Annotated in this window: 7 protein-coding genes; 2 read left to right on the top strand and 5 right to left on the bottom strand. The window is 71.6% G+C overall.

All coding sequences use genetic code 11. From position 1 onward, the window contains the following. From ABZ656_RS54885 to ABZ656_RS54865, 5 genes are all read right to left on the bottom strand, one after another. The coding region (locus ABZ656_RS54885; protein ID WP_360279812.1) for an FAD:protein FMN transferase at positions 1-418 on the bottom strand (418 nt) is incomplete at its 3' end. Further along, positions 411-1247, bottom strand: coding sequence for an FMN-binding protein (locus ABZ656_RS54880; RefSeq protein ID WP_101406182.1), 837 nt, complete (start codon positions 1245-1247; stop codon positions 411-413). The genes ABZ656_RS54885 and ABZ656_RS54880, both read right to left, overlap by 8 nt. 19 nt (positions 1248-1266) lie before the next feature. Further along, complete coding sequence (locus ABZ656_RS54875; protein WP_360279809.1) at positions 1267-2646, bottom strand: ferredoxin reductase family protein; 1380 nt, start codon at positions 2644-2646, stop codon at positions 1267-1269. An 82-nt stretch (positions 2647-2728) separates the two neighbouring features. Beyond that, a complete protein-coding gene (locus ABZ656_RS54870) occupies positions 2729-3250 on the bottom strand; it encodes an FMN-binding protein (protein ID WP_360279806.1) in 522 nt (173 codons plus the stop codon). 7 nt (positions 3251-3257) lie between these two features. After that, positions 3258-4628: a ferredoxin reductase family protein gene (locus ABZ656_RS54865; RefSeq protein ID WP_360279803.1), complete on the bottom strand. Its 1371-nt coding sequence runs from the start codon at positions 4626-4628 to the stop codon at positions 3258-3260. A gap of 185 nt (positions 4629-4813) precedes the next feature. Here ABZ656_RS54865 and ABZ656_RS54860 point away from each other — a divergent pair, with 185 nt between their 5' ends. Together ABZ656_RS54860 and ABZ656_RS54855 are read left to right on the top strand one after the other, a co-directional pair. Next, positions 4814-5566: a response regulator transcription factor gene (locus ABZ656_RS54860; protein ID WP_101406185.1), complete on the top strand. Its 753-nt coding sequence runs from the start codon at positions 4814-4816 to the stop codon at positions 5564-5566. Then, positions 5563-7056: a HAMP domain-containing sensor histidine kinase gene (locus ABZ656_RS54855; RefSeq protein WP_101406186.1), complete on the top strand. Its 1494-nt coding sequence runs from the start codon at positions 5563-5565 to the stop codon at positions 7054-7056. Before ABZ656_RS54860 ends, ABZ656_RS54855 begins: the two co-directional genes overlap by 4 nt. Positions 7057-7218: the final 162 nt, after the last annotated feature.

The following is a 7218-nucleotide window of genomic DNA, read 5'->3' as shown; positions in this document are numbered from 1 at the left end:
TTGTCGCGTGGTTGACCTGGGTTTTGCGGTTGCCGAGGGCGTCGTAGCCGTAGCTCTGCCAGTAAGGCGCGGGGCCGCCGAGGACTGCGGTGGAGCCCGTCGGGTCGAGCCGGCCCTCGTACGTCGAGCTGAACCAGCCGTCGCTGACCCGCTCCGCCTCGGCGCACAGGCCGAGCACCTCGGCGACCTCCGGATCGCACTCCTCGACCGTCAGCTCACCGCGCGCGAGGCGCGAGATCTGGCTGTCCTCCCGATAGGTGCTGAACACCTCGTCCACCCGGTGGAGTTGGGTGACCGCCTCCTCCAACGCGGTCCGCACGGCCGTGGGTTCGCCGCCGCGCACGTCGAAGGAGAAGACGGTGCCCATGACCTCTTCCGCGTGCCGCAGGGCGGACGGCTCCTGGTCCGGGTCAGCCACCGGCCTTGTCCAGGGCCGACTGCAGGGACTGCTTGTAACCGGTGCTGGTGTAGGTGGCACCGGAGACGGCGTCGATGGTCGCGTTCCCGGCCGCGACCGCCTCCTGGTTGAGCTTGGGCACGGCCATCGCGGTCTTCTGGTCGCTCAGCCCGCCCTTGGGCGCCTGTACGGCCTCGGACTTGGTGATCTTTCCGCCGCTGACGGTGATACGGACCTGGACGGGCCCGTACTGGGTCTGGGCGACGCTTCCGGTGACCGTCTTGGCCTGTGCGGCGGGCGCCTGGGACGACGAGGAGCCGGCGGAACCGGAGGAGCCCGCACCCGCGGACCCGGTCGATCCGGTGGCCCCCGAGGAACCGCTGCCGCTCGCCTTGGCCTTGTCGAGGGCCGACTGCAGCGACTTCTTGTATCCGGCGCTCGTGTAACTGGCGCCCGACACCGCGTCGATGTTCGCGCTGCCCGCGGCGACGGCCTCCTGGTTCAGCTTGGGCACGGAGGCGTTGCTGACCTCGGTGCTGCGTCCGCCGCTGGGAATCTGGACGACCTCGGACTTGGTGATCTTTCCGCCGCTGACGGTGATACGGACCTGGACCGGCCCGTACTGGGTCTGCGCGACGTCGCCGGTGACCGTCTGGGCCCCCGTGGACGACTGCTGCGCGCTGCCGCCCTGGGGCGACTCCTGACCCGCCACCGACTGCTGGGGCGCGGCACCCTGTGCCGACGCGGACGCCGGATCGGAGGCGGGCTTCAGCGACAGCAGCAGGACGATTCCGGACACGGTGGCGGCGCCGGCCAGCACGACACGCCGCAAGGGGTGGCTCTTCTTCATCGCTCCTGACTCCCGTCGCTCACATCTCGAACGACTCGTGATGGATGCGGCGGGCGGGAACCCCCGCGCCGCGCAGTGCTTCGTAGACCTGCTGCGCGAAGCCGGGCGGCCCGCACATGAAGACGTCGTGGCGGTCGATGTCCGGCAGCTTGCGGCTCAGGGTCTCCGCCGAGATGTCCGGGCGCTCGCCCTCGGGACTGTTCACCGCGTACATCAGCCGGGCCCCGCGCTCCTCGGCGATCGCCGCCAGCTCGTCCCACAGGGCCAGGTCCTGGGTGGTGTTGGCCCGGTAGAGCAGCGTCAGGTCGCCCGCCGCGCCGGGCAGCGTCTCGAACAGCGCCCGCATCGGAGTGATGCCGACCCCGCCCGCCACCAGCAGCACCTTGCCGCGGCTGCGCTTGCCCGCCGTCAGCGCCCCGTACGGGCCCTCGGCCCAGACCCGGGTGCCGGGCTGCAGGTCGCGCAGCGCCGAGCTGTGGTCGCCGATCGCCTTCACCGTGATGCGCAGCATGTTGGGGCGGGGCGCCGCCGACAGCGAGTACGGGTGGGAGCTGAGCCGCATGCCCGGCGCCAGGAAGCGCCAGCGGAAGAACTGCCCGGCCTCGGCGCCCATGCGGTGCAGCTTGCGCCCGCTGATCAGCACCGAGACGATCCCGGGGGTCTCCTCGATCACGGCCTCGACCCGCATCCGGTGCTTCAGGTTCAACCGGATCGGCGAGAGGATGCGGTACCAGATCACCAGGGCCGTCACCGACCCGTACAGCCCGTACCAGACCGTCTTGGCGGTCGGCTCGACGGCGAACTCGTTGCCCGTGGACAGCTGGTGCCAGAACGTCAGGAAGACGGCGGCGTAGGTGAGCAGGTGGATGTGGTACCAGGTGTCGTAGCCCATCCTGCGGCGCACCGGGCCCATGGAGAGCAGGCCGATCAGGAACAGCAGACCGGTGCCGATCGCCGCCTTGCCCATGTCGGGCAGCTGGTTGATCGAGTCGATGGTCTGCTGGACGATGTCGCCGAAGCTCTTGCCGGCCTGCAGCGCGTAGCCCCACATGATCAGCACGAGGTGCGCGAGGACCAGGCAGATCGTGTACCGGCCGCTCATGGCGTGCCAGCGCGCCACCCGGTCCGAGCCCACCCGGCGCTCCAGGGCGGGCACCCGGGCCATCTGCAGCACCACCAGCGCCATCAGATACCCCGCGAGCAGTCCGGTGATCCGGCCCGCGTTGAGGATCCTGCTGTTGTCGTCGGCGATGGACGGGGTGTTGCTCCACCACAGCCAGACGACCCCGGCCGCGCCCGCCCCGACGGCGAGCAGCAGTGGGACGGCGGGGGAGCGTCGTGGGCGAATACGGCGCAAGGTCTGGCGCCGCGCGGCGCGGCCACCGGCGATCGTGGACACGGTTCCTCCGTGGTCGTCCGTGGGGACGGGGCTAGGGGAGAGGCCCCCTGGCCCAGAGATACGGGCCCCGACGGCCTTGCGTTCAGAGGCCTGCCGAGTCCAGTGCCGATTGGAGGGACTGCTTGTATCCGTCGCTGGTGTACGAGGCCCCCGAGACGGAGTCGATCTGGGCGCTCTGCGCGGCCAGCGCCTCCCTCCTGAGCTGGGGAATGGCGTAACTGTTGATCTCCTGGTCCCGCGGGTTGTCCGTGGGATAGGAGACCGCGGTCACATCGGTGATCTTGCCGTTCTTCAGCGTGACGCGCACCTGGACGGGGCCCCAGCGGGTCTGGATCGTGTCACCGGTGACGGTCTTGGTGCCCGTGCTCTTCGCGCTCCCGGACGAGCCTCCCGACGAGCCTCCCGATGAGCTTCCGGAAGAGCTTCCGGGTGAAGGTGACTGGGTCGGCGACTGTGACGCTGACTGTCCGGCGGAGGACGACGCCTGCGCCACGGTCGGCGGGGTGTGCGGCTTGAGCGACAGCAGCAGGACGAAACCGGTGACGGTGGTGGCCGCCGCCAGCGTCACGCGGCGCAGCGGACGGTGCTTCTTCAGGGCGTGCAAGGTGACCTCACAGCTCGAACGACTCGTGGTGGATACGGCGGTCGGGGACCCCGGCCGCGCGCAGTGCCCGGTACAGGTCCCGCGCCATGGCGGGTGGACCGCACAGATAGACGTCATGCGCAGTGAGGTCGGGCACGGCCTCCCGCAGGGAATCGGCGGTGAACCGCGGACGTGTCCCGTCGGCGCCGTTGACCGCGTACAGGACGCGCGCCCCACGCCACTGCGCTATCGCCTCCAGCTCGGCGCCGAGCGCGAGGTCCTCGGCCGTGCTCGCCCGGTAGAGCAGCGTCACGTCGCCGGGCGCGCCCGGCAGCATCTCGAACAGGGCGCGCAGCGGTGTGATGCCGACGCCGCCGGCGATCAGCAGCGCCTTGCGTCCGGTGTGCCGCTCGGCGGTCAGCGCGCCGTAGGGGCCCTCCGCCCACACCCGGGTGCCGGGCCGCAGCAGCCCCACGGCGGCACTGTGGTCGCCGAGCGCCTTCACGGTGATCCGCATCACGTCGGGGCGCGGCGGGGCCGACAGCGAGTACGGCGTCGAGGTCCACCGCATCCCGTCGGAGAGGAACCGCCAGCGGAAGAACTGCCCTGCCTGGGCGTTCAGCTCGTCCAGCCGTTCCCCGCGGACGACGATGGAGAAGACGCCGGGCGCCTCGCGGTGCACGGACTCCACACGCAGCTTGTGGCGCAGGTTGAGCCGTACCGGGGTGAGCAGCCGGTGCCAGACGACCAGGGCGGCCGTGCCGAGGTAGAGCACGTACCAGGCGGCCTGGGCGGCGGTGTTGCCGACGAAGTCCGAGCCCAGCGCGAGCTGGTGGAAGAAGGTGAGGAACACGGCCGCGTACGTCAGCAGGTGCACGTAGTACCAGAACTCGTGGCTGATCCGGCGGCGGGCCGCGCGCGCCGAGGTGATCCCTACGGCGAAGAGGATGACGGTGCCGGTCGTGGCCTTGAGCATGTCCGGGTAGTCGAACACCACGCTCAGCGTCTCGTGCACGATGCCCGCCCCGTCCTGGGCGGCGTACCCGAAGAGGATCAGCGTGACATGCGCCACCAGCAGGCAGACCGTGTACCGGCCGGCCATGGCGTGCCAGCGGGCCACCCGGTCGGAGCCGATCCGCCGCTCCAGCAGGGGCACCCGGGCCATCAGCGCCACGAGCACCGCGCAGCTGTAGCCGCACAGCAGCCCGGCGATCCGCCCGGCGTCCGTCAGCCACCCGGCGAGGCCCACCACCGACCGCGTGTCGTACCACCACAGGGCGACGACCGCGCCGGCCCCGGCCCACAGCAGGGCCAGCAGGGGCCCGGCGGGCGAGGGGCGCGGTCGTCGGCGTCCGCGTGACGGGCGAGGGACCGCTGTCCGCTCATATACCGTGGTCATATGTCCGTCCTTCCGGCTGTCCGGGAGGAAACTGTGCTTCGGTAACTTCTGAGCAGCCTCTGAATGGGCGCCTTCGTCGCGGAATCACAGGAAACAGAGAGCGGCACCTGTGGCCTACTCAGAGGAAACTCAGAGGCCGGCGGGGGTGCTGCCACCTCCGGCGAGGGGCGATCCTGAACGACGACATGAACACTCCCCGCTCCCGAGGCACCGGCCTGCCCGCGCTCACCCGACCCGACGGCACTCCCGTACGGGTCCTCGTCGTCGACGACGACCCCGACCTGGCCGAGGTGCTCTCCGGAGCCCTGCGCTACGAGGGCTGGGAGGTCCGGACGGCGGGCGACGGGGCCTCGGCCGTCACCGAGGCGCGCGAGCTGATGCCGGACGCCGTCGTCCTCGACGTGATGCTCCCGGACACCGACGGCTTCGCCGTGCTGCGCACCCTGCGCACCGTGCACCCCGAGGTCTGTGTGCTCTTCCTCACCGCGCGGGACGCCGTCGAGGACCGCATCGCGGGCATCACGGCGGGCGGCGACGACTACGTGACCAAGCCGTTCAGCCTGGAGGAGGTCGTCGCCCGGCTGCGCGGCCTGCTGCGCCGCGCGGGCATGGCCCGGCAACTGGACGAGGGCCCGCACCTGACCGTCGGCGACCTCGTGATGGACGAGGAGGCCCGCGAGGTGACCCGGGGCGGCGAGCTGGTCGAGCTGTCGCCGACCGAGTTCGAACTGCTGCGGTTCCTGATGCGCAACCCGCGCCGGGTGCTCAGCAAGGCGCAGATCCTCGACCGTGTCTGGTCCTACGACTTCGGCGGCCAGGCCCATGTCGTGGAGCTGTACATCTCGTACCTGCGCAAAAAGGTGGACGCGGGCCGCGAGCCCATGATCCACACGGTGCGGGGCGCCGGGTACGTGATCAAGCCGGTGGTCGGACGATGAGTCGGCACTGGTGGCCACGGGTGCGGGCGGGCGTACGCAGGCTGCCGCTCCCGCGCACGATGCGGGCCCGCCTCACCGCCGGGCTCCTGGTGCTGCTCGCCGTCAGCTGCGCCGCCGTCGGGGTGGCCGCGGTGTACGAACTGAACGGCTTCCTCACCGGCCGCCTCGACCAGCAGCTGCACGACGTGGGGGTGCGGTTCCCCGCGAGCCTGGAGCACGGGGCCGGTGTGAAGAAGTCCGACCGCGACGGCGACGAGAACGGCGACACCAGGCGGCAGAGCACCGGCACCTTCGGCGCGCGGCTGGTCGGCCGGGACGTCACCAACACGGCGGTCGTGCCCTCCGGCCAGAACATCACCGACCTGAACGTGTCCTTGACCACCTCCGACCGGCGGACCCTCGCCGGTATCCCCACCGACGGCCGCGCCCACACCGTCTGCCTGTCGGCACTCGGCGACTATCGCGTGATGGCGGCGCGCGGACTGGACGGCGACGTCCTGATCGCCGGACTGCCGATGGAACCGGTCCGGGCCGCCGTGCACCGCCTGGAACTGGTCGCCGGCTGTGTCTTCGGCCTGGCCCTCGTGATCGCCGGAGTCGCCGGAGCCCTGTGGGTGCGCTGGTCGCTGCGCCCACTGAGCCGGGTCGCCGCGACCGCGACCCGGGTCAGCGAGCTGCCGCTCGCCAGCGGTGAGGTGGCGCTGCCGCCGCGCGCGCCCGAGCAGGACCCGCGCAGCGAGGTGGGCCGCGTCGCCGGCGCCTTCAACAGGATGCTCGGCCATGTCGAGGACGCGCTGACCAAGCGGCACGCGAGCGAGGAACGGCTGCGCAGCTTCGCGGCCGACGCCAGCCATGAGCTGCGCACGCCGGTCGCCTCGGTTCGCGGCCACGCCGAGCTGGCGCTGCTGCACCCGGACCCGGTGCCGCCCAAGGTCACCCGGGCCCTCGAACGCATCGCCGCCGAGTCGGCGCGGATGGGCGAGATGGTCGACGACCTGCTCCTGCTCGCCCGTCTCGACGCGGGCCGCCCGTTGGAGCGCCTCCCCGTCGACCTCACGCACCTCGTCCTCGACTCGGTCACCGACGCCCGCGCCGCGGGCCCCGACCACCGCTGGATGCTGGAACTCCCGGAGGAACCGGTCACGGTGACGGGCGACGCCCACCGTCTCCAACAAGTGTTGGCCAACCTGTTGGCCAACGCCCGTTGGCACACGCCCGTTGGCACCAAGGTCACGGTGTCCCTGGAGACCGACGCCAAGACGGCCGTCCTGACGGTCCACGACGACGGTCCGGGCGTCCCGGAGGACGTCCAGCCCGGCGTCTTCGAACGCTTCACCAGAGCCGACCGCCGCCGCACCGGGGGAGCGGGCGGTGGCGCGGGCCTGGGGCTGTCCATCGTGGCGGCCGTGGTGGAGGCCCACGGCGGCACGGTCGCGCTGGAGAGCCGTCCGGGGGCGACAAGGTTCACGGTCCGACTGGGCGCCCAGTAGCAGGCGCGGGGCTGTGACACCGTGCGGCTCCGCCGCGTGGGCGCGCCCGGCCACAAACCACCCGCGACTAGGCCCTGTCGTCAAATTCCCGCCTGCCCCGCGACGCCATGCACGCACTCTCGCCGCACCGGGCCCAGACCCGAGTACATCCAGTACGAGGGT

The sequence above is a fragment of the Streptomyces sp. NPDC007095 genome, from assembly GCF_040634475.1.
Classification (GTDB): domain Bacteria; phylum Actinomycetota; class Actinomycetes; order Streptomycetales; family Streptomycetaceae; genus Streptomyces.
Note: the sequence above shows the minus strand (reverse complement) of the source record. Positions and strands in the feature narration are given on the sequence as shown.

Coding starts and splice junctions, on each gene's coding strand:
- ABZ656_RS54860 (WP_101406185.1), top strand. CDS start 4,814: ATGAACACTCCCCGCTCCCGAGGCACCGGCCTGCCCGCGCTCACCCGA.
- ABZ656_RS54855 (WP_101406186.1), top strand. CDS start 5,563: ATGAGTCGGCACTGGTGGCCACGGGTGCGGGCGGGCGTACGCAGGCTG.
- ABZ656_RS54865 (WP_360279803.1), bottom strand. CDS start 4,628: ATGACCACGGTATATGAGCGGACAGCGGTCCCTCGCCCGTCACGCGGA.
- ABZ656_RS54880 (WP_101406182.1), bottom strand. CDS start 1,247: ATGAAGAAGAGCCACCCCTTGCGGCGTGTCGTGCTGGCCGGCGCCGCC.